Origin of the sequence: Aeromonas sp. QDB62, assembly GCF_027705695.1 — a bacterium.
Taxonomy (GTDB): domain Bacteria; phylum Pseudomonadota; class Gammaproteobacteria; order Enterobacterales; family Aeromonadaceae; genus Aeromonas; species Aeromonas allosaccharophila.
Genome location: NZ_JAPDCD010000007.1, coordinates 95849 through 121943, shown reverse-complemented (window position 1 = coordinate 121943; position 26095 = coordinate 95849). Strand labels below are relative to the sequence as shown.

Here is a 26095-nt window from a genome sequence, read left to right as displayed (position 1 = left end):
TAAGGCGAGTTCCTCGCCAGTTTATTCAAAGTATTTGGAGATTCGTCAAATGGGTAAAATCATCGGTATTGACCTGGGTACTACCAACTCCTGCGTCGCTATTCTGGATGGCGACACTGCTCGCGTGATCGAGAACGCAGAAGGCGATCGTACTACTCCGTCCATCATTGCCTATGCCGATGATGGCGAGATCCTGGTTGGTCAGCCGGCCAAGCGTCAGGCCATCACCAACCCGAAAAACACCCTGTTCGCCATCAAGCGTCTGATCGGTCGTCGTTTTGAAGATGAAGAAGTGCAGCGTGACCTGAAAATCATGCCGTACGCCATCGCCAAAGCTGACAACGGCGATGCCTGGGTTGAAGTGAAGGGCAAGAAAATGGCACCGCCGCAGATCTCTGCCGAAGTGCTGAAAAAGATGAAGAAGACCGCCGAAGACTACCTGGGCGAGCCGGTAACCGAAGCAGTTATCACTGTTCCGGCCTACTTCAACGACGCCCAGCGTCAGGCCACCAAGGATGCCGGTCGCATCGCCGGTCTGGATGTAAAACGCATCATCAACGAACCGACTGCAGCTGCTTTCGCTTACGGCGTGAACAAGGTCAAGGGCGAGCGCAAGGTTGCCGTCTATGACTTGGGTGGCGGTACTTTCGATATCTCCATCATCGAGATCGACGAAGTTGAAGGCGAAACCACCTTCGAAGTACTGGCGACCAACGGTAACACCCACCTGGGTGGTGAAGACTTCGACAACCGCGTCATCAACTATCTGGTAGACGAGTTCAAGCGTGAGCAGGGCATCGACCTGCGCAACGACCAGCTGGCTCTGCAGCGTCTGAAAGATGCCGCCGAGAAAGCCAAGATCGAGCTCTCTTCTGCCCAGCAGACCGACGTCAACCTGCCGTACATCACTGCAGATGCCACCGGTCCGAAGCACATGAACATCAAGGTGACCCGCGCCAAGCTGGAATCCCTGGTAGAAGACATGGTGAAGGACTCTCTGGAGCCGGTTCGTGTCGCCCTGAAAGACTCCGGTCTGGCAGTTGGCGAGATCGACGACGTGATCCTGGTTGGTGGTCAGACCCGTATGCCGCTGGTTCAGAAGACCGTTGCCGAGTTCTTTGGCAAAGAGCCGCGTAAAGACGTCAACCCGGACGAAGCCGTGGCCATGGGTGCTGCCATCCAGGGCGCCGTACTGTCCGGTGACAAGACCGACGTACTGCTGCTGGACGTCACCCCGCTCTCCTTAGGTATCGAAACCATGGGTAGCGTGATGACTGCGCTGATCGAGAAGAACACCACCATCCCGACCAAGAAGTCCCAGGTGTTCTCCACTGCCGAAGACAACCAGTCTGCCGTGACCATTCACGTGCTGCAGGGTGAGCGCAAGCGCGCCAGCGACAACAAGTCTCTGGGCCAGTTCAACCTGGAAGGCATCCGTCCGGCACCGCGCGGTCTGCCGCAGATCGAAGTGACCTTCGACATCGATGCCAACGGTATTCTGCACGTCTCTGCGAAAGACAAAGAGACCAACAAAGAGCAGAAGATCACCATCCAGGCCTCCTCTGGTCTGTCTGATGACGAGATCGAGCGCATGGTACGCGAAGCCGAAGCCAACGCGGCCGAGGACAAGAAGTTCGAAGAGCTGGTGCATGCCCGCAACCAGGCTGACGGTCTGGTCCACTCCGTACGCAAGCAGATCACCGAAGCCGGTGAAGCCCTGCCTGCCGACGAGAAGAGCAAGATCGAAGCCGCGGTGAGCGAACTGGAAGCGGCCCTCAAGGGTGACGACAAGGCTGCCATCGAAGCCAAACAGCAGGCTCTGCTGGAAGCGTCCCAGAAGCTGATGGAAATTGCCCAGCAGCAGGCTCAGGCCCAGGGCGCAGCCGGTGCTGATGCCGGTCAGTCCTCCTCTTCTGCCAAGGCTGACGACGACGTAGTCGACGCCGAGTTCGAAGAAGTGAAAGACGACAAGAAGTAAGCCCTACCCAGATGGGCGAAGTCCGCTTCGCCCATCGGCTTGGTCAATGAATTCACGGGCGTTGGGTAACCAACGCCCGTCTGCGTAACCACAGGATGAGTATGTCGAAGCGCGATTTCTACGAAGTACTGGGTGTGGCGAAAGATGCCGACGATCGCGAGATCAAGAAGGCGTACAAGCGCCTGGCCATGAAGTATCACCCGGACCGTAACCAGGGTGATGCCGCATCCGAAGAGAAGTTCAAAGAGGTCAAGGAAGCCTACGAGGTCCTGACCGATGCCAACCTGCGAGCCCGATACGATCAGTACGGCCATGCCGGTGTTGACCCGAGCCAGGGTGGCGGTGGCCACGGTGGCTTTGGCGGCAATGCCGACTTCGCCGACATGTTTGGTGACGTATTCGGTGACATCTTCGGCGGTGGCCGTGGTGGTGCCCGTCGTGGCCCGGCCCGTGGCTCCGACCTGCGTTACACCATGGAGCTGACGCTGGAAGAGGCGGTACGCGGGGTCTCCAAGGAGATCAAGGTGCCGACCCTGGTTCACTGCGAAGTCTGTAACGGCTCCGGTGCCCACACCGGCAGCAGTGCCCAGACTTGCCCGACCTGCCACGGCTCCGGCCAGGTGCAGATGCGTCAGGGCTTCTTCGCAGTGCAGCAGGCGTGCCCGCACTGTCACGGCCGCGGCAAGATCATCAAGGATCCGTGCCGCAAGTGTCACGGTGAAGGTCGCTACCAGCGCACCAAGACCCTGTCGGTGAAAATTCCGGCGGGCGTCGATACCGGCGATCGCATCCGTCTCTCCGGCGAAGGGGAAGCGGGGGAAGCGGGGGCTCCGGCAGGGGATCTGTATGTACAGGTGCACGTCAAAGAGCACGAGATCTTCGTGCGTGACGGCAACAACCTCTACTGCGAAGTGCCCATCAGCTTCACCGCAGCCGCCCTGGGTGGCGAGATTGAAGTGCCGACCCTGGATGGCCGCGTCAAGCTCAAGGTCACTCCGGAGACCCAGACCGGCAAGATGTTCCGCATGCGCGGCAAGGGCGTGAAGTCCGTGCGCTCCGGTCAGGTAGGGGATCTGATGTGCAAGGTGGTGATCGAGACGCCGGTCAACCTCACCGAGCAGCAGAAAGAGCTGTTGCGCCAGCTGGACGAGTCGTTCAGTGGGGCCGCTGCCAAGACCCACAAGCCGAAATCAGAAGGCTTCTTCGAAGGGGTGAAACGCTTCTTCGACGATCTGACCAGCTGATTTCAGCCACCCGAATAAACAGAGCCGGCCTTGTGCCTAATGCCAGTCAGTTAAGCCTGACTGGCATTGTTTTTATTGGCTTTTTTCACACTATACCTCTGGGGCCTTGGCTTCACGCAGCGGGGGTAACTTCGCTCCCTTCGTTCCGGCAGCACAAACTGTCCCGCTTGTTTCTCCAGGTCAGCTACCCGCTTCGGGATAGTCCCCGGTGACAGGTACGGCATGCAGCTCAGTTCATGGATAAGATAGACCGACGCCATGTGAAAACTCAGCTGGCTCGCCGTGTATCCCTTCAGGCTCGTCGCCATCTTCACCATCTGGCTACGCAGCAGGTTGTACGCCAGCAGTACGCCCCACAGCTCTTGCCGTATCCCCGCCGCCTTCTTGCTGCGCAGGGTCAATCGGTGTTTTTGCAGGCTGTGCTTCATCTCCCGATAGCCCAGCTCGATTTCCCAGCGATGGCTGTAGAGCTCGACGATGTCTGCTCCCGGAAAGCGCATCGGGTCGACCATCGAGGTCAGCACTTGGCGCTCCTTGCCGTTGAGGCTGCGGGTCAGCAAACGGGCTTCCACCGTGTCCGGTAGTTGCGGCCACTTCTTCCTCGCCTGTGGACTGGTCTTGAGCTGCACCAGCACATCCTGACGCCCCAGTTTGCGCACCACCTCGTATTGCGTGCCCTTTTTGAGTGGCAGCAACCAGTGCCGCTCGCTGCCAGTGGTCTGCCAGGCGTGGAGCAAGCCGAGGGAGTAAAACCCCTTGTCGAACAAGGTCAGTGAGTGGTCTGGGGTGCGTTCGATAAGCTGCTCGGCAAGCACCATCTCGTTGACGGCGCAGCTTTCCATGGCAGCCTGAACAAGCAGGTGACTGGTGAGTTCCATCTGGCAGAGCATACGTACCTGCGGATAGGCAGTCTCCCCATGCTGGGTGCCGGGTTTGGCAAACGCAGCGGCATTGTCCGGAGTATCGGGGGTTCGCCACATCACGCCATCGACGGCGAGCAGTTGCAGCCCGGCCCAGCCGGGGTGATTGGCCTGCTGGTGCCAGAGCGAGGCGGTCTCGTGAAACAACCGCTCGATGCTCTTGTCCCCGAGCTTTTGGCGGGCTTGCAGGAAGGCGCTGGGGGCAACAAAGGGACGGTCACCGGGCAACAGGATATCGAGCTGATTGACCAGCTGGGTCATGGGGACGTGGCGGAAGATGGCCATGCCGATGATGGCCCAGACCAGGCGCTCCATGGGCATGCGGCGACGGCGCAGGGTAGCGACGCCCTCTTCGCCGAACAGCGTCATGATGAGCTCGGGGGGAATGAGGTCAGAGAGTGACTCAAACTGAGCGGCATTGCTGGCGTGGAGGAAGTCGAGAGCCTGTACGATACGCATAAAAAATCCGAAACCAATCAACAGGTTTCGGATTTTTACACATCAGCAGGATCGGTCAATGGATCCTTAACTGATCGGCATTACGGCCTTGTGCCGGCTCTTTTTTTGCCCGCCGTTTAGCCAGGATCCGCCCTATTGAGTGGATCCTGATGAGGGATCCTCCTCACAACTCCCGCCAATTCCTGCTGTACAAATGTTATCCCGCTCACACTGTTGCTGAAACGGTTTAGTTGTCGTATTGAGTTAGCTAAATTGGTTTAGCTATGCTCTGGCTGTCGATAACAACAGCGCCCGTCCGGGCCACAGATGACAGGTGAGGAAGATGATGATGTTCAAGAGCAAGTTGGCGCTGGCGGTAGCGCTGGGACTGGGAATGAGCAGCCCGCTGTGGGCGGCGCAGGCGAGTGTCGCAGGTGAGAGTGTCGAAGCCAGACTGGCGGCGCTGGAGGCGCGGGTACAGGCGGCTGAAGCGAGAGCCGAGGCGGCAGAGAGCCGTGCCAGTCAGGCGGAAGTGAAGGCGAGTGCGGCCAGCGAGCAGGCGCAGGTGGCCAACAACCGCAGCCAGAAGGTGGATGAGAAGACCGCTGGTGCCCAGGGCTTCGAGTTTCACGGTTACGCTCGCTCGGGCCTGCTGGTCAACGGCAATGGCAACGGGGGGCGCGGCGGCCCCTACATCACCCCGGCTGGTTCGGTAGGCGGGGCTGTCGGTCGCCTTGGCAACGAGGATGACACCTACATGGAGGCCAACCTGCTGAAAACCCAGACCTTCGAGGATGGCAGCTGGGCCCGTTACAAGCTGATGCTGGCGGACGGGGTGGAGACCAGCAACGACTGGACCGCCAGCGATTCGAGCCTCAATACCCGTCAGGTGTTTGCCGAGATCGGCAATCTGGCGAGCTTCGACGGCCCCTTCCAGAACGCAGTGCTGTGGGCGGGTAAGCGCTTTGATCGGGACAACTTTGACATCCACTGGCTCGATTCCGACGTGGTGTTCCTGGCCGGTACCGGCGGCGGCGTCTACGACGTGCAGCTGGCCGACAGCTGGAAGGCCAACTTCTCCCTCTATGGCCGCGATTACGGCGACATCAGCGCCAGCGGTCTTTCCGATATCGAGAGCTACATCCTCACCATGAACAACCGCGTCGGTAACTGGCAGTGGATGGTGAACGGCCTCTCGGCCAAGGACAATGACGCCCGCATCAATGACAAGGGGGCGGGCAGCGAGGCGGCGGACAAGGGGGCACACACCCTGCTGGCCTACCACGGCGAGAGCTTTTTTGGCCTCAACCCCGGTTTTGCCAAGGCAGCGGTGCTGTACGGTCATGGGTTGGGGGCCGAGGTTAAGGGGCTGGGCTCTGACAGCGAACTGCTGCCGGACGCCGATGCAGTGCGGGTCGCCGTGTTTGGCGCTACCGATCTTAATCCGCGCTGGCGTTTTGCTCCGGCTCTGCTGGCCGAGCAGAGTCAGGATCGCTACGTGAAAGGGGACGAGTACCGCTGGCTCACCGTCAATACCCGGGTGGCGCAGGTGCTGAGCCAGAACGTCGAGCTGGTCTACGAGGCGGCCTGGCAGTACATGGACTTTGATCCCAAGGGCTACAAGGGACGCCAGGCGGTCAACGGCAACTTCACCAAACTCACCTTCGCCCCCACCTTCAAGGCGCAGACCGCCGGTTTCTTCGAGCGGCCCGAACTGCGGGTGTTCGCCAGCTGGATGGACTGGTCCTCCGAGCTCGACAACTACACCAGCGACGATGCCATGGGCCAGAGCAACTTCACCGCCGGTGGCGAGTGGAACTTTGGCGTACAGATGGAAACCTGGTTCTAGTTCGTTATCCCGATCACAAAAATGGCAGCCGGTGCCGAGATCTGTTGGTTGGCTAAAACGGTTTAGCTGATAATGCCAGCCAACAGAACAGAGTTCGGGTTTGACCGTGGATCCGATGCAGCAGTGGAGTAGCAAGGTGACGAATCGTGTGTGGGTAATGGGGGATGCGGTGGTGGATTTGATCCCGGAAGGGGCGTTGCACTACCTCAAGTGTCCGGGTGGCGCACCCGCCAATGTGGCGGTTGGCGTGGCACGGCTGGGCGGCGATGCGGCCTTTATCGGCCGGGTCGGTGCCGATCCGTTCGGCCGCTTTATGGCCGACACCCTGAGCGGGGAGGGGGTGGATATCGGTGCGCTGCGGCTCGATCCAGACCATCGCACCTCTACCGTGCTGGTAGAACTGGATGACGAGGGGGAGCGCAGCTTCACCTTTATGGTGCGCCCCAGTGCCGACCAGTTCCTCACCCCGGATGAGTTGCCCCGCTTCGATGCCGGTCAGTGGTTGCTCACCTGCTCCATTGCGCTCGCCAACGAACCGGTGCGTGGCAGCTGCCTGCAGGCCATGGCGGCCATCAAGGCGGCAGGCGGGCGGGTTTGCTTCGACCCCAACCTGCGTCCCGAGGTGTGGGGCAACCCCGCCGAGATGCTGCCGCTGGTGCGCGAAGTCATCGTGCTGGCGGACGTGGTCAAGCTCTCCATTGAAGAGCTGCAACTGCTGAGCGGCGAGGATGAACTGGCCGCCGGGCTCGCGACGCTCTCTGGTCCGGCGCTGGTGCTGGTGACCCGGGGAGCGGCCGGGGTGGTGGCTCGCCTTGATGGCGAGTTGCTGGAGTGGGTGGGGCAGAAGGTGACGCCCATCGACACCACGGGGGCGGGGGATGCCTTCGTCGCCGGTCTGCTGGCGGCGCTGGCCGGGCGTTCGTCGCTGCCGACGCTGGCCGAGTTGCCCGCCATTCTGGCTCAGGCTCACGGCTGCGGGGCGCTCGCCACCACCGCCAAGGGGGCGATGACGGCGCTGCCGACCCGCTCCGAACTGGATGCCTTTTTGCGATCAGGCACAAGCGGCTGTTGAGCTGAGGCTAGAAGCCCGGCTCGACAGCCCCTACTCTCATGTGACAAGGGCCCGCCAGCGTGGCGGGTCATAAGAGGAAGAATATGAATATCAGTGCGATAGCCAAGGATCTGGTGCCCCTGCTCGGGGGCAAGGAGAATATCGTCAGCGCTGCCCACTGCGCCACCCGGCTGCGGTTGGTGCTGGCCGATGACAGCAAGGTAAACAAGGCCGCCATCGACAAGCTGGAGGGGGTCAAGGGGTGCTTTAGCAACGCGGGCCAAATCCAGGTGATCTTCGGCACCGGTCTGGTCAACAAGGTCTATGCGGAGTTTGTGGCGTTGACCGGTACCGGCACCGCCAGCAAGGCGGAGCTGACCGACATGGCGGCGGCCAAGCTCAACGTGGCCCAGCGGCTGGCGCGAACCCTCTCCAACATCTTCGTGCCGATCATTCCGGCCATCGTCGCCTCAGGTCTGCTGATGGGGCTGCTCGGCATGGTGCGCACCTACGGTTGGGTCAATGCCGACAGCGCCCTGTTTGTGATGCTCGATATGTTCAGTTCGGCGGCCTTTATCATACTGCCGATCCTCATCGGCTTTACGGCGGCGCGGGAGTTTGGCGGCAATCCGTATCTCGGGGCGACCCTTGGCGGTATCCTCACCCACCCGGCGTTGACCAACGCCTGGGGCGTGGCCGGTGGTTTCAAGACCATGGACTTTTTCGGGCTTGATGTGGCGATGATCGGCTATCAGGGCACCGTCTTCCCGGTGCTGCTGGCAGTATGGTTCATGTCCCATCTGGAGAAACAGCTGCGCAAGCGCATTCCGGATGCGCTGGATCTGATCCTCACGCCGTTCCTGACCGTCATCATCACCGGTTTCGTGGCGCTGCTCTTTATCGGCCCGGCGGGTCGGGTGCTGGGGGATGGCATCTCGTTCGGTCTGAGCGCCCTCTATGAGCAGGCGGGCTGGTTGGCGGGGCTGGTATTTGGTGGCACCTATTCGCTGATCGTCATCACCGGCATTCATCACAGCTTCCATGCCATCGAGGCGGGGCTGTTGGCCAATCCGCAAATTGGCGTCAACTTCCTGCTGCCGATCTGGGCCATGGCCAACGTGGCACAGGGCGGGGCTTGCCTCGCGGTCTACTTCAAGACCCGTGATGTGAAGATCAAGGCGATTACCGTGCCGGCGGCCATGTCCTGTCTGCTGGGTATCACGGAAGCGGCGATCTTTGGCGTCAACCTGCGCTACATCAAACCCTTCCTGGCCGGTCTGTTTGGCGGAGCCTGCGGTGGCGCCTACGTGGTGGCAGCCAAGGTGGGGATGACGGCGGTGGGGCTGACCGGTATTCCCGGCATGGCCATCGTTCAGCCCATGAGCCTCATCCACTACATCATCGGGCTGGTGATCGCCTTTGGCACCGCCTTCGCCGCCTCCACCTTGCTCAAATACAAGGTGGAGTGATGAAGGAAAGCGATCTTCTCAACCAGATTGTCCGGTCGTTGCTGGCCGGACAGCTCAAGGCGGCGGCCGATCCCCATCGGCCCCGCTGGCATCTGGCAGCCCCGGTGGGGCTGCTCAACGATCCCAACGGTTTTATCGAGCACGACGGGCGCTACCACCTCTTCTACCAGTGGAATCCGCTGGGCTGCGAGCACCGCAACAAGGGCTGGGGCCATGTTACCTCCACCGATCTGCTGCACTGGCAGCACGAGCCGGTGGCACTGTTGCCCACCGAGGCCTATGAGAGCCACGGCTGCTATTCGGGTTCGGCGGTGAGCGACGAGCAGGGGCGTTTGACCCTCATCTACACCGGCAACGTCAAATACCCGGATGGCAGCCGCACCGCCTATCAGTGTCTGGCCCGCGCCGATGGTGAGGGCGGTTTCGAGAAGCTGGGCCCTGTGCTGGATCTGCCGCAATGCTACAGCGGCCATGTGCGGGACCCCAAGGTGTGGCACGACGGCCAGCAGTGGCTGATGGTGTTGGGAGCGCGCACCCTGGATGACAAGGGCGAAGTGCTGCTCTATCGCGGCGACACACTGCAAAGTTGGCAGCTGGTGGGCCCCATTGCCGGTAGCGGGCGCGGCGGTCTGGGGGAGTTTGGCTATATGTGGGAGTGTCCGGATCTCTTCCCGCTGGGGGATCGCCATGTGCTGATCAGCTGCCCGCAGGGGATTGCCCCGGCGGGCGAGGATTATCGCAACCTCTATCAGTGCGGCTGGTTGGCGGGGGACTTCGATGGCGAGCGCTTCGATCACGGGGCTTTCCACGAGCTGGATCGGGGCTTCGAGTTCTATGCACCGCAAACCACCCGAGACAGTCAGGGGCGCCGCCTCCTGTTTGGCTGGCTGGGTCTGCCGGAAGAGAACGAGATGAGCCAGCCTACGGTCGCTTACGGCTGGATCCACCAGATGAGCTGCCCGCGGGAGCTGTTCTGGCAGGATGAGTGGCTCTGCCAGCGACCGGTGGCGGAGCTCGCGGCATTGAAGGGAGAGCAGACCCGCTTCGAAGGGACGCTCGACGAGTTTCCGGGGCTGGCCATCGACGCGGCCTGGCTCGATCTGGATCTGTGCGGCGAGGGGAGCCTCTGGTTCGGTGCCGTGGCCGAACTGGTATGGCAGCCGGGGCGCATCACCTTGCGGCGCCAGAACTGGCAGAGTGGAGCGTGGGAGACCCGCAGCAGCCCCTGGGCTGGCGGGCGGATCACCGTGCTGTGTGATCGCTCCAGTCTGGAGTGTTTCATCGATGAGGGGCGCCACAGCCTGTCGGCGCGCTACTTCCCCGGAGAAATGCCGCAACTTTCATCAGGTAACGGCGCTGATGGCTGCAAAATTTGCCTCAATCACTGGCCGCTGTCGGCGTGCCTAGTACAATAGCCCGGTTCTAGTCAGCCGGGAGGCCAGGTGGAGAAGAAGAAACGGATCACGATTGCCCAGATCGCCGAACTGGCGGGGGTGTCCAAGGCGACCGCCAGTCTGGTGCTCAACGGGAAGAGTGCGGAGTACCGGATCGCCGACGATACCCGCAAGCGCATTCAGGCGGTGGCGGATGAGTGTCACTACCTGCCGAGCTTTCATGCCCGCTCCCTGCGCGAGACCCGCAGCTACACCTGGGGGCTGGTGATCCCCGACCTCACCAACTTCGGTTTTGCCCGCATTGCCCGCGCCCTCGAGGCCCACTGCCGGGAGGCGGGCATCCAGCTGCTGATCGCCTGCTCCGAGGATGATCCCGCCCTCGAGCAGCGGGTGGTGGACAACCTCATCAGCCGTCAGGTGGATGGGCTGATTGTCGCCTCCAGCGGTCACAGCGATGACATCTATGCCCGCATTCACGATCGCCTGCCGGTGGTGCAGCTCGACCGCCACATCGGCGAGTCGCGCCTGCCCATGGTGATCTCCGATGCCTGCAAGGCCACCGCCGAGCTGGTGCGGGACATGACCAGCGAGTGCGGCGAGGAGATCTACTACTTCGGCGGTTTGCTGGATCTCTCCCCCAGCCGTCACCGGTTGGCGGGCTATGAGCTGGGGCTCCATCGCGCCGGTTTCGAAGCCGATGCAGCCCGGGTGCGCCATCGCGACTATCAGCCGAGCTCCGGTTATCAGCTGATGGCCGAGCTGGTGGCCGAGCTGGGGGCGCCCCCTAAGGGGCTCTTTACCGCCTCCTTTACTTTGCTGGAAGGGGTACTGCGCTACCTCAACGAGGCGGGGCTGATGGAGACGGGCATGCGCCTGTGCACCTTCGATGATCACGACCTGCTCGACTGCATTCCGATGCGCATCGACTCAGTGGCGCAGGATTGCCCGGCGCTGGCCCGCGCCGCCTTCGAGCTGATGCAGCAACTGATCGCGGGCAATCCCCCGGCGCAAACCGCCCAGGTGATCACCCCCAGGGTGCGCTGGCGCAGTCGCCGCTAGCCACGCCGCTTCGCCCATCCCATATGAAAAAGCCCCGCCATGGCTGGCGGGGCTTTTTGCTGTTGGTGGATGGGACCATTCCTCTGACCGAGAGCTCAATCCGTGGTGCTGGCGCGCCAGAACACTTGCTTGATATGGGGGTGGATGGCCAGCTTTTGCATCAGGGCATCCAGCTCGTCGCCATCGATGGAGGTGGCGAGCAGCACCGCCGAGATCTCCAGATCCCCCGCGCCAAACGGCTCGATGTCGAGCTCGCTCAGGGGGTAGTTGGCCTGCTCCAGCATCTCTTCCAGCCAGTGCAGCACCTCTTTTTGATGTTCACGCTGGGTCAGCGCCGTCACCTTGTAGGTCACTTCGGTGTCGGTATTGTCCACCGGGCGGCGGTTGATCTGATTGACCAATGGCCGCAGCAGGGTGTTGGCGGCCAGCACGAACAGGGCCCCCAGAATTGCCTCCATGGCGAGTCCAGCACCACAGGCGGCGCCTACCGCCGCCGAGAAAGCCGATGCCGGAGACGATATAGGCCACCACATGGACCACGTTGTAGTTGCCGCCGTGCAGGTCATAGATGCGCTGGGCCAGACTGACGAACAGGGCGGCCCCCACGGCGACCAGCACGTTGGTGCGAAGGCCCGCGGTACGTTGGCGGTATTGGCGCTCCAGCCCGACCAGACTGCCAAGCACAAAGGCGAGCAGCAGGCTGGCCAGAGTGTCGAGCAGGGAGATCATGTCAATTTGTTGCCACATCTTCATGGCGTACTCCTTCTGATAAGTGCTGGCTTGGCGCAATCCATGATGAAACGCCGGGAGGCGGATGGATCAGGGGATGATTGCGCGGATGGCCAGTAGAAACACAACACAGCGCACCGACTCTCGGGCACCTAGGGGCGAGCCGAGCATGGGCGCGAACATAGGTTCGAACATGGGTGCGAGCATGAACGGCGTATCGGCTATCCGATCAGCCGCAGAGCAAGCTGTTGCTCACGACAAGGGGGCCAGCGTGGCTGGCCCCTTTCACTGTGGTTAACGCAGGTGTGCGGTCAGTTGAGTTCGGGATCGCAGTCGATGCGTGGGCGCAGTTGCCAGCGCACCGGATGTGCTACTCCGACCTGATGAACAAACTGCACCAGATAGCGTCGCTGGGGCGGGGTGCACTGCAGGTTGAGCACCAGCTCACGCCCGCCGCCGCGACCCGGCTTCATCGATTGCATCGGTTGCAGCCCCGCCGGTTGCAGGGTGTGGTTCACCAGATCCAGCACCTGCTCCATATCGGCGCGATCCTCGCAGCGGATCTGCAGCCGGTAGTGGTGCTGACGCTGTTTGCCGCCCAGCCAGCGTGGCAACATGCCACGGCCGAGCTTGCTCAGCAGGGGGTGAGCCCGGGTTGCAACAGAACCTGTTGCGACCGCGCGATCCGCAGCCGGTTTGATTGAGATAAAACGCATAGCAGCCTCCTTGTGGGAAGCAGAAACTATGCAGGCATGGCGACCATGGCGGTTGGCCACTGGTTGCCAGACGTCAAGTGTAAAAAGGGAGAAGAGGGGAGTGGATTTCCGCTTCTCGCAGGGTTGCGAGTTGCGGCAGAGGAAATCTGCGGCTAGCTCGCGACCGGGGTGCCGACGATAAGGGTCGGCAGACATCTGTCACTTGATGAGTTGCCCACTGATGGTCTCCGCTGTGTTAAGAACGGCGAAATGGTACTCATCCAGAGCGGTGAGGTAAAGCCTCAACTCCCTTTCAGCAACATTTAGATACAAGTTTGTCAATAATCGGGGTCGGCTGGCTACTACAAGGACGATGAAAGAGCGGTGAGCATCATCACCGCCCTCGTTCCATCTTCTGCTCTCCCCACCGTCACCCGTGACCCTATTTCAACCCCAGCCGTTTGAGGATCATCGCGGCCGGGCAGAAACCGGTGAAGGCGCTCTGGATCAGGTTGACCCCGACAAAGGCGCTTAACCAGACAAAGCCCGGATGAACCCAGGTGGTAAGGATCAGCGAGAGCAGCAACATGCAACCCGCGACGATTCTGACGCCGTTATCTACTGTCATGGTCTTTCTCCCTATCTACTTTAGATATTGCTAATTTAGTGTTGTTTTATACAATAGAACAAATATCAGCAATTGCTAATTTACGCTTATGAGCCAATTCGACGAGATGAACAGACATGCGACAGCCGCCGCCTCCCTGCTCAAGGCGTTGGCTCATCCTGAACGCCTGATGGTGCTCTGCCAACTGGTGGAGGGGGAGAAGGGGGTCGGGGAGCTGCTGGCCCACAGCCAACTCGGGCAGTCGGCCTTCTCCCAGCAACTTTCGGTATTGAAGCGCTACGGCCTGATCCGTTCGCGTAAGGTCTCCCAGCAGATCTACTACTCGCTAGTGAGCGAGGCGGCCGCCGATGTGTTGGGGGCGCTGCAAACCCATTTTTGTCACTCAGAAAATAAGGAATCTTGATGATGGAAAGCCAATGGCTGCTCTCTTTGGGCGGCGGCATGCTGGCAGGGCTGTCGGCTCTGATCCTGATGTTGTTCAACGGCCGGGTTGCCGGGATCAGCGGCATTCTGGCCGGTGCGCTGCAACACCGTGCGCCGTGGCGGGTGCTGTTTTTGCTGGGACTGGGGGCGGGTGCCTGGCTGGCGCTGACACTGGGTTGGGCCAGCATGCCTGCATTCACCAGTCTGCCCGGCTGGCCGCTGGTGTTGCTGGCCGGTCTGCTGGTCGGCATCGGTACCCGTCTTGGCAATGGCTGCACCAGCGGCCACGGCATCTGTGGCATGGGGCGGCTCTCCCTGCGCTCCATTGTCGCCACCCTGACCTTTATGGCGGTTGGCTTTATCACCGTCTTTGTCACTCATCATCTGCTGTAAGGGGCTGATCGCCATGAAGTTGCTGACAAGTTTGTTTGCGGGCCTGCTGTTCGGGCTGGGGATGGCCATCTCCGGCATGGTGGATCCCGCCCGGGTCACCGGTTTTCTCGATCTGGCCGGGGCTTGGGATCCCAGCCTCGCCTTCGTGATGGGGGGGGCTTTGCTGGTCTTTATGCCGGGTTATTTTCTGCTGGTGAAACCCCGCCGCCAGAGCTTGTTGGGTGAGCCCATCGTCGCCGTACCGGCCCCTCGGCTGGATCGCCGCCTGATCGGCGGGGCCGCGCTGTTTGGCATCGGCTGGGGGTTGGTGGGCATCTGTCCGGGGCCTGCTCTGAGTCTCATTTCCAGCGGACAGCCCATGATACTGTTGTTTATAGCGGCCATGGTGGCCGGGATCTTGCTGTTTGATAGAGGGCTGGCCAGGGTGCTGACCAAGGCGCCAGCTCGGGGAAAGGGTAAGGTGCGCCAGTCCAATACCGACTGATCCCGTGCAGTGACTGATGATGCCAGGGAAGGAGAGTAATGATGGAAAAGATCCGGTTGCTGGGGATCACTTTGCTGGTGATGACATCGCAGGCCATGACATCCAGCCGGGCCCTAGCAGCAGACGGGGAGCCTATTGCCCCACTGACAGAGCCCCCGCAGACAGAGTCCTTGCTGACAGTGGCGCCACAGCCGGTGACCGACTGGCTGACGCTGGATGGCACCGTCACTGCCATCAATCAGGGGACGGTGGCGGCCCAGACCAGCGGCCGGGTCTCCCGCATGCTGGTGGATGTGAACGATCAGGTGCAGGCGGGGCAGCCGCTGCTGGAGATCAGCGGCAAGGAGCAGTTTGCCGCCGTCACGGGGGCCGAGGCGCGGCTGGCCCGGGCGCAGGCCCAGCAGGTGGAAGCCGAGCGCCAGCTCGCCCGCTTTCAGGCGCTGATTGCCAAGGGGGTGATCACCCGCGCCCAACTTGATAATGCCGAGGCCTCCGATCGTGCGGCTCGCGCCGAGGTCAATGCGGCCGATGCGGCCCTCACTCAGGCCCGCGAGGCTTACGGCTATACCCGCATTCTGGCCCCCTACGCCGGGGTGGTGACCAAGCGGCTGGTGGAGCTGGGAGAGACGGTCGCCCCCGGTACCCCGCTGCTCTCCGGCTTCTCCCTCGACACCTTGCGGGTGGAGGTGGAGCTGCCCCAATCCGCCCTGACGCTGGCTCGTGAGCCTGCGGATGTGCAGGTGCTGTTGCCTGATGGCAAGCCTGTCACCCCGGTCAAACTGACCCGCTTCAACTATGCCGACAGCCAGAGCCACGCCTTCAGGTTGCGCCTCGACCTGCCGCCGCAAACCGCCGGGGTGCTGCCCGGCATGTGGCTCAAGGTGCAGCTCAAACAGGGTGAGCGTCAGGTGTTGCAGGTGCCGGATCGCGCCCTGCTGCGGCAAGGGGAGTTCAACGGCGTCTATCTGCAGCAACCTGCTGGCTGGGCCCTGACGCCGGTGCGGGTCGGCCACTGCTTTGAAGGGCAGTGCGAGATCCTGGCCGGGCTGCAAGCCGGTGACAAGCTGGCCCCCGATGCCTGGGCGCGGCAGCAGGAGCTGGCCCATGAGTAGCGAGCTGAACGGCAACAAGGAGAGGCTGGGGCCTGCCGGTCGGCTGGCTGCGCTGTTTCAGGGCTCGGCCATCACCCCGCTGCTGGCGCTGGTGGGGCTCTTGCTCGGCCTGTTTGCGGTATTGGTGACCCCCAAGGAGGAGGAGCCGCAGATCGATGTCACCTTCGCCGATGTCTATATCCCCTTCCCGGGAGCCACGCCGGCAGAGGTGGAATCCCTCGTTACCACCCCTGCCGAGCAGGTGGTCTCCCAGATAAAGGGAATTGATACCCTCTACTCTTTTTCCCAACCCGATGGTGCCCTGCTGGTGGTGGTGTTCAAGGTGGGGGTGAGCCGCGAGCAGGCCATTGTCGATCTCAACAACCAGCTTGACTCCAACCGCGACTGGTTGCCACAGGGGATCGGAGTCGGTCAGCCGCTGGTGAAACCCCGGGGGATCGATGATGTCCCCATCGTCAGTCTCACCTTATGGAGCAAAGAGTGGAACAAAGAGGGGAGCAAGCAACTGGGGGCCCCCGAGCTGACCCGGGTCGCCCATGAGCTGGAGACCGAACTCAAGCGACTGCCCGGTACCCGCGATATTTACACGCTGGGCAGCCAGAGCGCCGTGCTGCGGGTGATGCCGGATCCGGCGGCACTCAGCGCCCACGGCATCAGCTGGGGTGAGCTGAGTCAGCGACTTGCCGCCGCCAATCAGGTAGGCCCGACACAGGCTATCGAGCAAGATAACCGGGAGATCAAGGTGCAGGTGGGGCAGTTCCTGCAAAGCGAGCAGGAGGCCCGCGAGCTGGTAGTGGGGCTGCACGACGGCAAGCCGGTCTATCTGGGGGATGTGGCCAGTGTCTCTCTGGGTCAGGAGACTCCGACCAAACGCAGCTGGATGGGGCAGGGGCAGGCCAGTTATCCGGCGGTGACGCTGGCCATCGGCAAGCAGCCGGGCCAGAACGCGGTCGAGGTGGCCAAGCGGGTTGAGGCGCGGGTCGAGAGTCTCAAAAATCGGCTTATCCCTGCCGGGGTCGAGGTAACGGTGACCCGGGACTACGGCATCACCGCCGAGACCAAATCCAACACCCTGATCGGCAAGCTGATTTTTGCCACCACAGCGGTGGTGCTGCTGGTACTGGTGAGCATGGGCTGGCGCGAGGCGCTGGTGGTAGGAGTTGCCATCGTCATCACCCTGGCGCTGACCCTGTTTGCCAGCTGGGCCTGGGGCTTTACCCTCAACCGGGTGTCGCTGTTTGCACTGATCTTCTCCATCGGCATTCTGGTGGATGACGCCATCGTGGTGGTGGAGAACATCCACCGCCATCGTGGCCTGGGCAAGGGGGCGCTCAAGGATCTTATTCCGGGGGCGGTGGACGAGGTGGGGGGGCCGACCATACTGGCGACCCTGACCGTCATCGCGGCCCTGCTGCCGATGGCCTTTGTCAGCGGGCTGATGGGCCCCTACATGAGCCCCATCCCCATCAATGCCAGCATGGGGATGCTCATCTCCCTGCTGGTGGCCTTTATCTTCTCACCCTGGCTGGCGAGCCACCTGCTCAAGAGCGAGGGACATGTCGCCCACGGTGAGGCCAAGGCTGGCGTCTTCCAGCGGCTGATGACCCCTTTCCTGATCGGTGATGGCGCCAAACGTGCCAGACGCAAGCTCTGGCTGGCGGTGTTGCTGCTGGTCGGGGCGGCCACCGCCATGCCCATGGTGCAGTGGGTAGTGCTCAAGATGCTTCCCTTTGACAACAAGTCGGAATTCCAGCTGGTGCTCGACATGCCGGAGGGGGCGACGCTGGAGCAGACCGAGCGCACCCTGCTGGCGGTCGGGCGGGAGCTTGCCAAGGTGCCTGAGGTGAAGGATTACCAGATCTACGCCGGCACCGCCGCCCCCATCAACTTCAACGGGCTGGTGCGTCACTACTTCATTCGCAGCGGTGCCAACGTGGGGGATATTCAGGTCAATCTGGTAGACAAGCATGAGCGCCATCGCAGCAGCCACCAGATTGCCCAGTCGGTCCGGGCACCGCTGCAGGCCATCGCCAGTGTGGCAGGGGGCAACCTCAAAGTGGTGGAAGTGCCCCCCGGCCCGCCGGTCTGGTCACCCATCGTCGCCGAGGTGTATGGCCCGACTCAGGCCGCCCGCGAAGCGGCTGCTCGCGCCGTTCAGGCCCGTTTTGTGGCCACGGCGGATCTGGTGGATGTCGACATCTATCTGACCGACCCGCAGCCCAAGTGGCGGCTGGTGGTGGATCGTAGCAAGGCGGCCCTGCTCGGAGTCGATCTCGGGGACCTGGTGAGCACCCTCAATGGCGGGGTGGGTTATCAGGATGCCAGTTGGCTGCAGGGGCACGGCGCCAAGTATCCGGTGCCAGTGCGCATCGAGCTGGCACCCGGTGACAAACGGGATCTGGCGGGCGTACTGGCCCTCAAGGTGCGCAGCCAGAGCGGCCAGCTGGTGCGGGTCTCCGAGCTGGTGAGTCGCCGTGATGAGGTGGCCCCCAGCTATATCATGCACAAGAACATGCAGCCCATGGTGATGGTAGTGGCCGACATGGGCGGCCATACCGACAGCCCGCTCTACGGCATGTTTGCCGCCGGTGCCGATATCGACCTGCCCCAATATTACGTACAGCAGCCCGACAAGTTGGGAGAGGTGGCGCTGTTGTGGGACGGGGAGTGGAAGATCACTTACGAGACCTTCCGCGACATGGGGCTAGCCTACGGGGTGGGGATGATCCTCATCTATCTGCTGGTGGTGGCCCAGTTCCGCTCCTATCTGGTGCCGCTCATCATCATGGCGCCCATTCCGCTCACCCTCATCGGGGTGATGCCGGGCCACGCCCTGCTGGGGGCCCAGTTCACCGCCACCTCGATGATCGGGATGATCGCCCTGGCCGGGATCATCGTACGCAACAGCATCCTGCTGGTGGACTTTATCGAGCAGCAGCACAGCGCCGGGGTGGCGTTCGAGCAGGCGGTGATCGAAGCGGCGCAGGTGCGGGCCAAACCCATCATGCTGACGGCGCTGGCAGCGATGATCGGGGCCCTGTTTATCCTCGATGATCCCATCTTCAACGGACTGGCCATCAGCCTGATTTTCGGGATCCTGGTCTCCACGTTGCTCACCCTGGTGGTGATACCCTTGCTCTATTATGCCCTGCTCTCCCGACGCTCATGACGGGAGTCACTAGCGAAAGGATGCGCGATGAAGAGAGGTTGGTTGTGGTGGGGAAGTGGCGCCGTGGTAGCGGTGGCTGCTGTGGCATGGTGGTGGCGACCGCTGCCGACGCCGGTCAAGCTGGTTGAAGTGGGGCGGGGGGATGTGCTGGTCACCGTGGTCAACACCCGGGCTGGCACCATCAAGTCGTGTCAGCGGGCCGGGCTCAGTCTGCCCGGTGGCGGCGTGGTGGAGCAGATCGCCGTCAAGGCCGGGGAGCGGGTGAAACAGGGGGATTTGCTGCTGACCCTCTGGAGTGATGATATCCGTGCCGATCTCGCCCGTGCCCGTGCCCAGCAGGCCCTTGGCAAGACCCAGCGCGAGGAGCGTTGTAGCGAGGCGGCCTACTACGAGCGGGAGGCCAACCGGCTGGCCACCTTGCTGGCCAAAAACCTCACCTCCCGCACGCTTGCGGAGCAGGCCCAGAATCTGGCCGATACCCGCCGCTATATCTGCCGCGCATCCCGTCAGCAGGAGCGGGTCGACGAGGCGCAGGTCGCCCAGGTGGAGGCCCGCCTGAGCGAGCGCCGCCTGCTGGCGCCGTTTGCCGGTGTGGTGGCGGAGGTCAACAGCAAGCTGGGCGAGTACATGACCCCCTCACCACCTGGGGTCGCCATGCCTCCGGTTATCGATCTTATCGACGATCGCTGTCTGTATGTCTCAGCCCCCATCGATGAGGTGGATGCCGCCCGCCTCAAGGTGGGCCAGCAGGCTCGGGTGCTGCTCGACGCCATGCCCGGGCGCGATTTTGCCGCCACCGTGACCCGCATCGCCCCCTATGTGAAGGAGCTGGAGAAGCAGGCTCGTACCGTGGAAGTGGAGGCTGCACTCACTGCCCTGCCCACCGATGTCCCCCTGCTTATTGGCTACAGCGCCGACCTTGAGGTCGAAGTGACCCGCGCCAGCGATGTGCTACGGGTGGCGGCCAGCAGCCGGGCCGACGATGGCAGCGTGCTGCGGCTGGAAGGGGATAAGCTGGTGCGGGTGGTGCCCCGCTGGGGCGTGGAGAACTGGAACTGGATTGAGGTGGCCGAGGGGCTCGCTGCCGGTGATCGGCTGGCGGCCCAGCCCGGACAGATTGTCGGGGAGGGCCCTTTCAGCGCCGCCACGGAGCAGCCGGATGAGTAATCTCATTCGCCTCGATGCCGTCAGTCGTCGCTTTACTCTGGGTGGCAGCGAGGTGGCTGCCCTCGATCGCGTCTCTCTGCGGGTTGCCGAGGGGGAGTATCTGGCGGTGATGGGCCCCTCGGGATCCGGCAAGTCGACCCTGCTCAATGTGCTGGGGTTGCTGGATCGGCCCGACGAGGGGCGCTACTGGCTGGGAGGGGAGGATACCGCCACCCTGTCAGAGCCGGCGCTGGCCCAGCTGCGCGGCCATCGTATCGGTTTCGTGTTCCAGTCGTTTCACTTGATCTCCCGCCTCACCGCCCGTGAAAACGTCGAGCTGCCGCTGATGCTGTGCGGGATTGCTCCCGCCGAGCGCCATCGCCGCAGCCAGCAGTTGCTGGGGGAGTTGGGGCTGGAGAACCGGGCCGGACACCGCCCTGCCGAACTCTCCGGCGGTCAGCGTCAGCGGGTAGCCATCGCCCGTGCCATGGCAATGGCGCCGCGGCTGATCCTGGCTGACGAGCCCACCGGCAATCTCGACTCCCGCTCCGGGGAGGAGGTGATTACCCTGCTGGAGGGGCTCAACCGGGAGCAAGGGATCACGCTGGTGGTGGTGACCCACGATCCGCGCCTCGGTGAACGAGCGGGCAGGCGGATACTGATGAACGATGGCCGTATCAGCACCGATAGCATTGATAGCACTCATAGTGACGGAGGCTGAATGCGGCGGCCCGATGTGATCCGCTTTGCCGCCGTGGCCCTGCTGCGCCAGCGCTCACGGGCACTGGTGCTGATCCTGGCGGTGAGTCTGAGCGTCACTTCGGTGCTGCTGCTCACCGCGCTGGGGGAAGGGGCGAGGCGCTATGTGGCCGACCAGTTCAGCTCCCTTGGCAAGGATCTGCTGGTGATGTTCCCGGGCCGCAAGGAGACCACCGGCGGGCTGCCGCCGGTCACCGGCAACAGCCTGCGGCAGATCACTCTCGATGACATGCACTATCTTGGCCAGCACCAGCCAAACGTGCGGCTGGTACCGCTGGTGATGGGCTTTGCCGAGGCCAAACAGGGGGCGCGGCTGCGCCAGACCATGCTGCTTGGCAGCAGCAACGGGCTGCGCGATACCCACGGGCTGGAGCTGCTCTCCGGCCGCTGGTTGCCGGGGGATGCCGCAGAGGATCGACCGGCCGTCCTGCTCGGGGCCAAGGTGGCCCGGGAGCTGTTCGGTCAGGCCGACCCGGTCGGCCAGTGGCTGCGTTTTGACAATCGCCGTTTTCGGGTGGTGGGGGTCTTCACCAGCCAGAGCAGCAATCTGGGGATGGATATGGCGGAAGCCGCGCTGATCCCGGTCGGCAGCGCCATGCGGCTGTTCAATACCGAGGGGCTGTTTCGGCTGCTGATCCAGCCGCTGGCGGGGCAGGCCGTGCCGCCGCTGGTCAAGCGACTGGAGCAGCTGATGCAGGCGCGCCACGGGGTGCTCGATGTGACCGTGGTGCGCCGTGACGCCATGCTGGCCACCTTCTCCACCATTCTCTCGACTCTCACCCTGGCGGTTGCCGGTATCGGCGCCATCAGCCTGCTGGTCTCCGGCATCATGATGATGAATCTGGCGCTGATCAGCACCCGCCAGCGCACCGGCGAGATCGGTCTGCTCAAGGCGCTGGGGGCCGACAGTCGCCAGATCCGCCAGCTGTTTTTATGGGAGGCGCTGCTGCTGAGCGGCGGTGGCGCGCTGTTTGGCACAGCCCTGGGCTATGCCCTGGTGGCCCTCGCCGGGCTGGTGTGGCCCGCTTTTCCGGCGGCAGTCCCTCTGCTCGCGACCCTCTGCACCATACCGGCGGCCCTGCTGACCGGGCTCTTTTTTAGCTGGCTGCCCGCCTCCCGGGCGGCACGGCAAGATCCGGTCAGTAGCCTGCGCAGCGGGCAATGGAGTGGGGGCTGATGCGCGCCGCTGATCTGCTGTTCTGGCTCTGGCGCGCCTTGCTGGCGGGGCGCAGTCGCAGCCTGCTGTCGGCGCTGGGTATCGCCATCGGGATCGCCTCGGTGACCCTGCTCACCGGCATCGGCGAGGGGCTCAGGCTCTATCTGCTCGACAGCTTCTCCCAATTTGGCACCCGCTTGATCGCCGTGACGCCGGGCAAGACCGAAACCGCAGGCGGCCCGCCCGGTATTCTCTCCAGCAGCCGTCCCCTGCTGCTGGAGGATGCCGATGCCCTCGCCAGATTGCCAGGTATCGAGGCGGCACTGCCGGTGGTGCAGGGGCAGGGGGAGGTGCGCAGCCGCGGGCTGACCCGCAGCACCGCCATTCTGGGCACCGGCCCGGCGGCGCTCTCCGGCTGGCGCCTCACCCTGGTGCAGGGGCGCTTTCTGCCCGCCGATGACAGTGCCATGCCCCGCGCCTATGCGGTGCTGGGCTCCAAGGTGGCAGCGGAGTTGTTCCCCGGTGGGGATGCGCCGGGTAGTCTGCTACGCGCCGGTGATCGCCGCTTTCGGGTGGCCGGGGTGCTGGCCCCCAAGGGGCAATTTCTCGGTTTTGATCTGGACGACATGATCTATCTGCCCGCCGCCCACGCCCAGGCGCTGTTCAACAAGGAGGGGCTGCAGGAGATCGATGTCATCTATCGCGCCGGGCAGACGGAGGCCGACATCTCGGCCCAGATCCGGCGGGTGCTGATCGCCCGCCACGGCGCCGAGGATTTTACCCTCACCTCCCAGCAGGACATGCTGACCAGCCTCGACAAGATCCTCTCCATCATCAAACTGGCGGTTGGCGGGCTTGGCATTATCTCGCTGCTGATCGGGGCGGTCGGCATCTTCAGCATCATGAGCATCGCCCAGCAGGAGCGGATCCCCGAGGTGGGCTTGCTGATGGCGCTGGGTTGCCCGCGGCGCCGTATTCTGCTGCTGTTTCTGCTCGAAGCCGTGGTGCTGGCGCTGCTGGGCGGGGCTATGGGGCTGGCCCTGCTCGGCGGGCTCAAGCTGCTGCTTGCCCTGCTGGCGGCCGGCTTGCCGCTCACCCTCCATCCTCTCTATCTGCTGCTGGCGCTCGGTTGCAGCGCGCTGGTCGGCCTGCTGGCCGGGGTCGCCCCCGCGCTGCGGGCAGTGCGTCTCGACCCCGTGGTTGCCCTGCGGGGTGACTAGGCGATCCCTTCTGCGATCGACACGCTGCGCTCGGACCTGAACAGGGGGGACTAGGCGATCCCTTCTGCGATCGGCACGCTGCGCTCGGATCTGAACAGGGGGGAACTAGGCGACCACCTCCGCGACCGGCAGGTTGCGCTCAGATCTGAACAGGGGGAAGTAGCGGCGATCCGCCTGACTCATGTGGCCGACCACCAGCTCCTGAATGATGAAGTTGAGCAGCTCGTCGTTGCCCAGCGTCCCCGCTTTGGCGGCGTGCAGCAGCTGACCTGCCTTGTTGAGCAGGCGTTGGTGATCCTGACGGTGGCTGGCGAGCTCCCGATAGTCGATCTCCGCCAGCATCTGCTCTTCAAAGGCGAAGTGGTGACGGGCCATCTCGAACAGGCTCTCCAGACTCTCCAGAAACGGGGCCGGGTGTTCGTGTTGATCCTTGACCCGTTCAAGCAGCCGGTTGGTCAGCACGAACAGCTGGCGATGTTCGGCATCGATGCGCGGGTGACCGCACTCGTGGCCGGGCTGCCACAGCAGGGCTCCCTGCTCCGGATCAAGCCCTGCGCTAAAGAGGCAGACCCGGCCACGGCCGCGATGCTTCGCCTGATACATCGCCTGATCGGCCTGGTGCATCAGGGTCTTGGCATCCTCTCCGTGCTCCGGATAGAGCGCCAGCCCGATACTGCTGGAGATAAGCAGCTCCTGCCCCTCCAGCTGGAACGGATCGCGCAACTGGCGGTGCAGCTTGTCGGCCACCGCCAGCACTTCATCGCCGGTATCGGGCAGCAAGATGACGAACTCATCGCCCCCCAGCCGCGCCACCAGATCCTGCTCCCGCACACAGTGACGCATTCGTTCGGCCACCAGATTGAGCAGGATATCCCCGGTCTCATGGCCGAAGGTGTCGTTGATCGGCTTGAAGTGATCGAGATCGATAAACATCAGCGCCAGCGGACGGGGCGCCTCCTGCTCCAGCAGCTCCTTGAGCCGTTGTTGCAGCAGGCGGCGATTGGGCAGGCCGGTGAGGGGGTCGTAAAAGGCGAGGCGGTGCATCATGGCCTCCCGCGCCGCCCGCTCGGTGATATCCCTTGTGACGCCCAGGATCGCCTCGGGTTGGGCCGCGCCACTGCCATGGAGCGTGGTGATGGTCTCGGTCGCCACCAGATGGCCATGCTTGTGACGCAACTGGGTGCGGATGACCCGGCGGGTCTGGTCGTGTTCCCCCTGTTGCCAGGCGGTGAGGGTGGCGGAGATCTCCTCGCGCAGCAGTTGCCGCGAGGCATCTGGCAGCAGTTGCTTGAGTGGCATGGCGAACAGCTCGGGAGCCTCGTAGCCGCTCAGGGCGGCGATGGCCGGACTGACATAGCGAAAGCGCAAGCTGGTGGCATCCATGGTCCAGATCACATCGGCGCTGTTCTCCGCCACGAAGCGGTAGTGCTGTTCGCTCTGGGCCAGTTCACGGGTCAGCCGCTGGCGATCCCGCGCCTCCTGACGCAGCCGCAGATAGAGGTGCAAGAAGATGCCGAGCAGAGTCATCAGGGTAAAGGTGACGAGCATGGCCACCGCCACGCTCTTGTCGAGCAGCTTGCGCTGCTGGCGCAGCCGCTCTTGCGCCGGGTCGTAGATAAAGTGGTCGAGGTTGGGCAGCACCTGGAGCATGCCTGCCTCCAGATAGGTTTTGGCGATCTGCAACCAGCGCTCCTGCTGCATGTAACCCGGTTCGACAAGATCCGGCTGCATCAGCGCTCTGGTTTCGCGGGCCTCGAACGCCAGCTGTTCACGACCCGCGCCGCTCGGGTACTGATCCATGATCAGGTTGATCATCTCTTCGGGGTTGTCCATCGCATAGCGCCACCCCTTGAGGCTGGCCTGCTGGAAGGCGTATACCCGATCCTGTCGGGTGATCAGCTTCCGCTCGGAGGTAAACAGGTTGTCACCGTAGAAATCGAAGCCGACGGTACGCGGTCTGAAGACCCGATAGGGGATCCCTTTTTGCTGCAGATAGAAGGGTTCGGTGGAGCTGTAGGCGCTGATGGCATCCACCTCGCCCGCCAGCAGTGCCTGCAGTCCTCTCTCATAGGGAACGGTGACCCAGTCACGGCGCTCGTTATGCCGGGTCAGATAGGTCAACAGCTCGTTGGAGCCAGGCTCCAGCATCAGCCGCTTGTTGGCCAGATCCGCCGGGTTGCGGATATCGGGCCGCTCCAGCGTCAGCAGCACCAGTGGCGAGTGTTGCAGCAGGGCGGCGAGCACCACCACTGGTCGGCCAGCGGCCCGGTCCAGCAGCAGGTCACTGCCGCTGATGCCAAAATGGGCCTTTCCCGAGATCACCTCGCTGACCACATCGGTCCGGTCGTTCGCCTCGCGCAGGGTGACCCGCAGACCGGCATCCTGATAGAAGCCCTTGGCGATGGCCGCGTAGTAACCGGCAAACTGGAATTGATGTTGCCAGGGCAGTTGCACGATGACCTGCTCCTCGGCCCGCAAGGGGGGAGAGATCAGGGTGGCGATGACCATACTGACCAGCATCGGCAGGAAACAGCTGGGGCGCTGGCGGGGGTCGGTGTTCTCCGTCATACAGCGTTCTCTCGGGAGGCGGTGTCTAAGCTAGATTCAAGCAATTCGTTGTAACCTGCAAGGGGGGTGAAGGCGTTTGCAATGGGGTGTCCGAGACATTAAAAGTCATTTTTGTGTCATTCATCACACTCGATATGCGCATACTGTTTTTTGGCGAGTTATGTGACGAAGAAGAGAGCCATATGGCCAATTAAAGTGGTCGCATTCTAGC

20 protein-coding genes and 1 pseudogene are annotated in these 26095 nt (G+C 62.9%); 16 read left to right on the top strand and 5 right to left on the bottom strand.

Annotation, left to right across the window (positions count from 1 at the left end; translation table 11 throughout):
* Window positions 1-49: 49 nt before the first annotated feature.
* Together dnaK and dnaJ are read left to right on the top strand one after the other, a co-directional pair.
* The gene (gene dnaK / locus OKC27_RS05510) at window positions 50-1978 is read left to right on the top strand and encodes a molecular chaperone DnaK (protein WP_042058174.1); all 1929 of its coding nucleotides are present in this window, start codon (window positions 50-52) and stop codon (window positions 1976-1978) included.
* A 101-nt stretch (window positions 1979-2079) separates the two neighbouring features.
* Entirely contained in the window at window positions 2080-3222 is a 1143-nt protein-coding gene (dnaJ, locus tag OKC27_RS05505; protein WP_033136595.1) for a molecular chaperone DnaJ, read from the top strand.
* Window positions 3223-3272: 50 nt separating this feature from the next.
* Here dnaJ and OKC27_RS05500 read toward each other — a convergent pair whose 3' ends face one another.
* Window positions 3273-4601 carry an IS4 family transposase gene (locus OKC27_RS05500; RefSeq protein WP_270805996.1) on the bottom strand — a complete coding sequence of 443 codons (1329 nt, stop codon included), beginning with the start codon at window positions 4599-4601 and terminating at the stop codon, window positions 3273-3275.
* Window positions 4602-4923: 322 nt separating this feature from the next.
* On the opposite strand from OKC27_RS05500, the gene OKC27_RS05495 reads away from it, so the two are divergent.
* From OKC27_RS05495 to OKC27_RS05475, 5 genes are all read left to right on the top strand, one after another.
* Entirely contained in the window at window positions 4924-6429 is a 1506-nt protein-coding gene (locus tag OKC27_RS05495; RefSeq protein WP_270805995.1) for a carbohydrate porin, read from the top strand.
* A gap of 115 nt (window positions 6430-6544) precedes the next feature.
* Entirely contained in the window at window positions 6545-7501 is a 957-nt protein-coding gene (locus tag OKC27_RS05490; RefSeq protein ID WP_270805994.1) for an aminoimidazole riboside kinase, read from the top strand.
* A gap of 83 nt (window positions 7502-7584) precedes the next feature.
* Entirely contained in the window at window positions 7585-8949 is a 1365-nt protein-coding gene (locus OKC27_RS05485; protein ID WP_058053628.1) for a sucrose-specific PTS transporter subunit IIBC, read from the top strand.
* Complete coding sequence (locus tag OKC27_RS05480) at window positions 8949-10364, top strand: glycoside hydrolase family 32 protein (RefSeq protein ID WP_270805993.1); 1416 nt, start codon at window positions 8949-8951, stop codon at window positions 10362-10364. The genes OKC27_RS05485 and OKC27_RS05480 overlap by 1 nt, the downstream gene beginning before the upstream one ends.
* Before the next feature lie 27 nt (window positions 10365-10391).
* A complete protein-coding gene (locus OKC27_RS05475) occupies window positions 10392-11402 on the top strand; it encodes a substrate-binding domain-containing protein (RefSeq protein ID WP_182939245.1) in 1011 nt (336 codons plus the stop codon).
* Between the two features lie 95 nt (window positions 11403-11497).
* Here the strand turns inward: OKC27_RS05475 and OKC27_RS05470 are convergent.
* The 3 genes and pseudogenes from OKC27_RS05470 to OKC27_RS05460 form a co-directional block, all read right to left on the bottom strand.
* Window positions 11498-12155: pseudogene (locus OKC27_RS05470) on the bottom strand (MgtC/SapB family protein).
* 287 nt (window positions 12156-12442) lie between these two features.
* Entirely contained in the window at window positions 12443-12847 is a 405-nt protein-coding gene (locus OKC27_RS05465; RefSeq protein ID WP_042657035.1) for a hypothetical protein, read from the bottom strand.
* Between the two features lie 421 nt (window positions 12848-13268).
* Window positions 13269-13454, bottom strand: coding sequence for a YgaP family membrane protein (locus tag OKC27_RS05460; RefSeq protein ID WP_111807469.1), 186 nt, complete (start codon window positions 13452-13454; stop codon window positions 13269-13271).
* 88 nt (window positions 13455-13542) lie between these two features.
* Between OKC27_RS05460 and OKC27_RS05455 the strand changes: the two genes are divergently transcribed.
* The 9 genes from OKC27_RS05455 to OKC27_RS05415 are packed head-to-tail and all read left to right on the top strand — an operon-like array spanning window position 13543 to window position 23316.
* Window positions 13543-13857 (top strand): ArsR/SmtB family transcription factor, encoded by a 315-nt coding sequence (locus OKC27_RS05455; RefSeq protein ID WP_005338008.1) that lies wholly within the window; start codon window positions 13543-13545, stop codon window positions 13855-13857.
* Window positions 13857-14270, top strand: coding sequence for a YeeE/YedE family protein (locus OKC27_RS05450; RefSeq protein WP_270692793.1), 414 nt, complete (start codon window positions 13857-13859; stop codon window positions 14268-14270). Before OKC27_RS05455 ends, OKC27_RS05450 begins: the two co-directional genes overlap by 1 nt.
* Window positions 14271-14283: 13 nt before the next feature.
* Complete coding sequence (locus OKC27_RS05445; protein ID WP_182939249.1) at window positions 14284-14754, top strand: YeeE/YedE family protein; 471 nt, start codon at window positions 14284-14286, stop codon at window positions 14752-14754.
* A gap of 41 nt (window positions 14755-14795) precedes the next feature.
* Window positions 14796-15866 carry an efflux RND transporter periplasmic adaptor subunit gene (locus OKC27_RS05440; RefSeq protein WP_182939720.1) on the top strand — a complete coding sequence of 357 codons (1071 nt, stop codon included), beginning with the start codon at window positions 14796-14798 and terminating at the stop codon, window positions 15864-15866.
* Window positions 15859-19035 (top strand): efflux RND transporter permease subunit, encoded by a 3177-nt coding sequence (locus OKC27_RS05435; RefSeq protein ID WP_182939250.1) that lies wholly within the window; start codon window positions 15859-15861, stop codon window positions 19033-19035. Before OKC27_RS05440 ends, OKC27_RS05435 begins: the two co-directional genes overlap by 8 nt.
* A gap of 27 nt (window positions 19036-19062) precedes the next feature.
* The gene (locus tag OKC27_RS05430) at window positions 19063-20202 is read left to right on the top strand and encodes an efflux RND transporter periplasmic adaptor subunit (protein ID WP_182939251.1); all 1140 of its coding nucleotides are present in this window, start codon (window positions 19063-19065) and stop codon (window positions 20200-20202) included.
* The gene (locus tag OKC27_RS05425) at window positions 20195-20902 is read left to right on the top strand and encodes an ABC transporter ATP-binding protein (RefSeq protein ID WP_107684168.1); all 708 of its coding nucleotides are present in this window, start codon (window positions 20195-20197) and stop codon (window positions 20900-20902) included. The genes OKC27_RS05430 and OKC27_RS05425 overlap by 8 nt, the downstream gene beginning before the upstream one ends.
* A complete protein-coding gene (locus OKC27_RS05420) occupies window positions 20903-22117 on the top strand; it encodes an ABC transporter permease (protein ID WP_182939252.1) in 1215 nt (404 codons plus the stop codon).
* Window positions 22117-23316, top strand: coding sequence for an ABC transporter permease (locus tag OKC27_RS05415; RefSeq protein ID WP_182939253.1), 1200 nt, complete (start codon window positions 22117-22119; stop codon window positions 23314-23316). The genes OKC27_RS05420 and OKC27_RS05415 overlap by 1 nt, the downstream gene beginning before the upstream one ends.
* A gap of 105 nt (window positions 23317-23421) precedes the next feature.
* On the opposite strand, the gene OKC27_RS05410 is transcribed toward OKC27_RS05415, so the two are convergent.
* Entirely contained in the window at window positions 23422-25884 is a 2463-nt protein-coding gene (locus OKC27_RS05410; RefSeq protein WP_270805992.1) for a diguanylate cyclase domain-containing protein, read from the bottom strand.
* Window positions 25885-26095 lie beyond the last annotated feature (211 nt).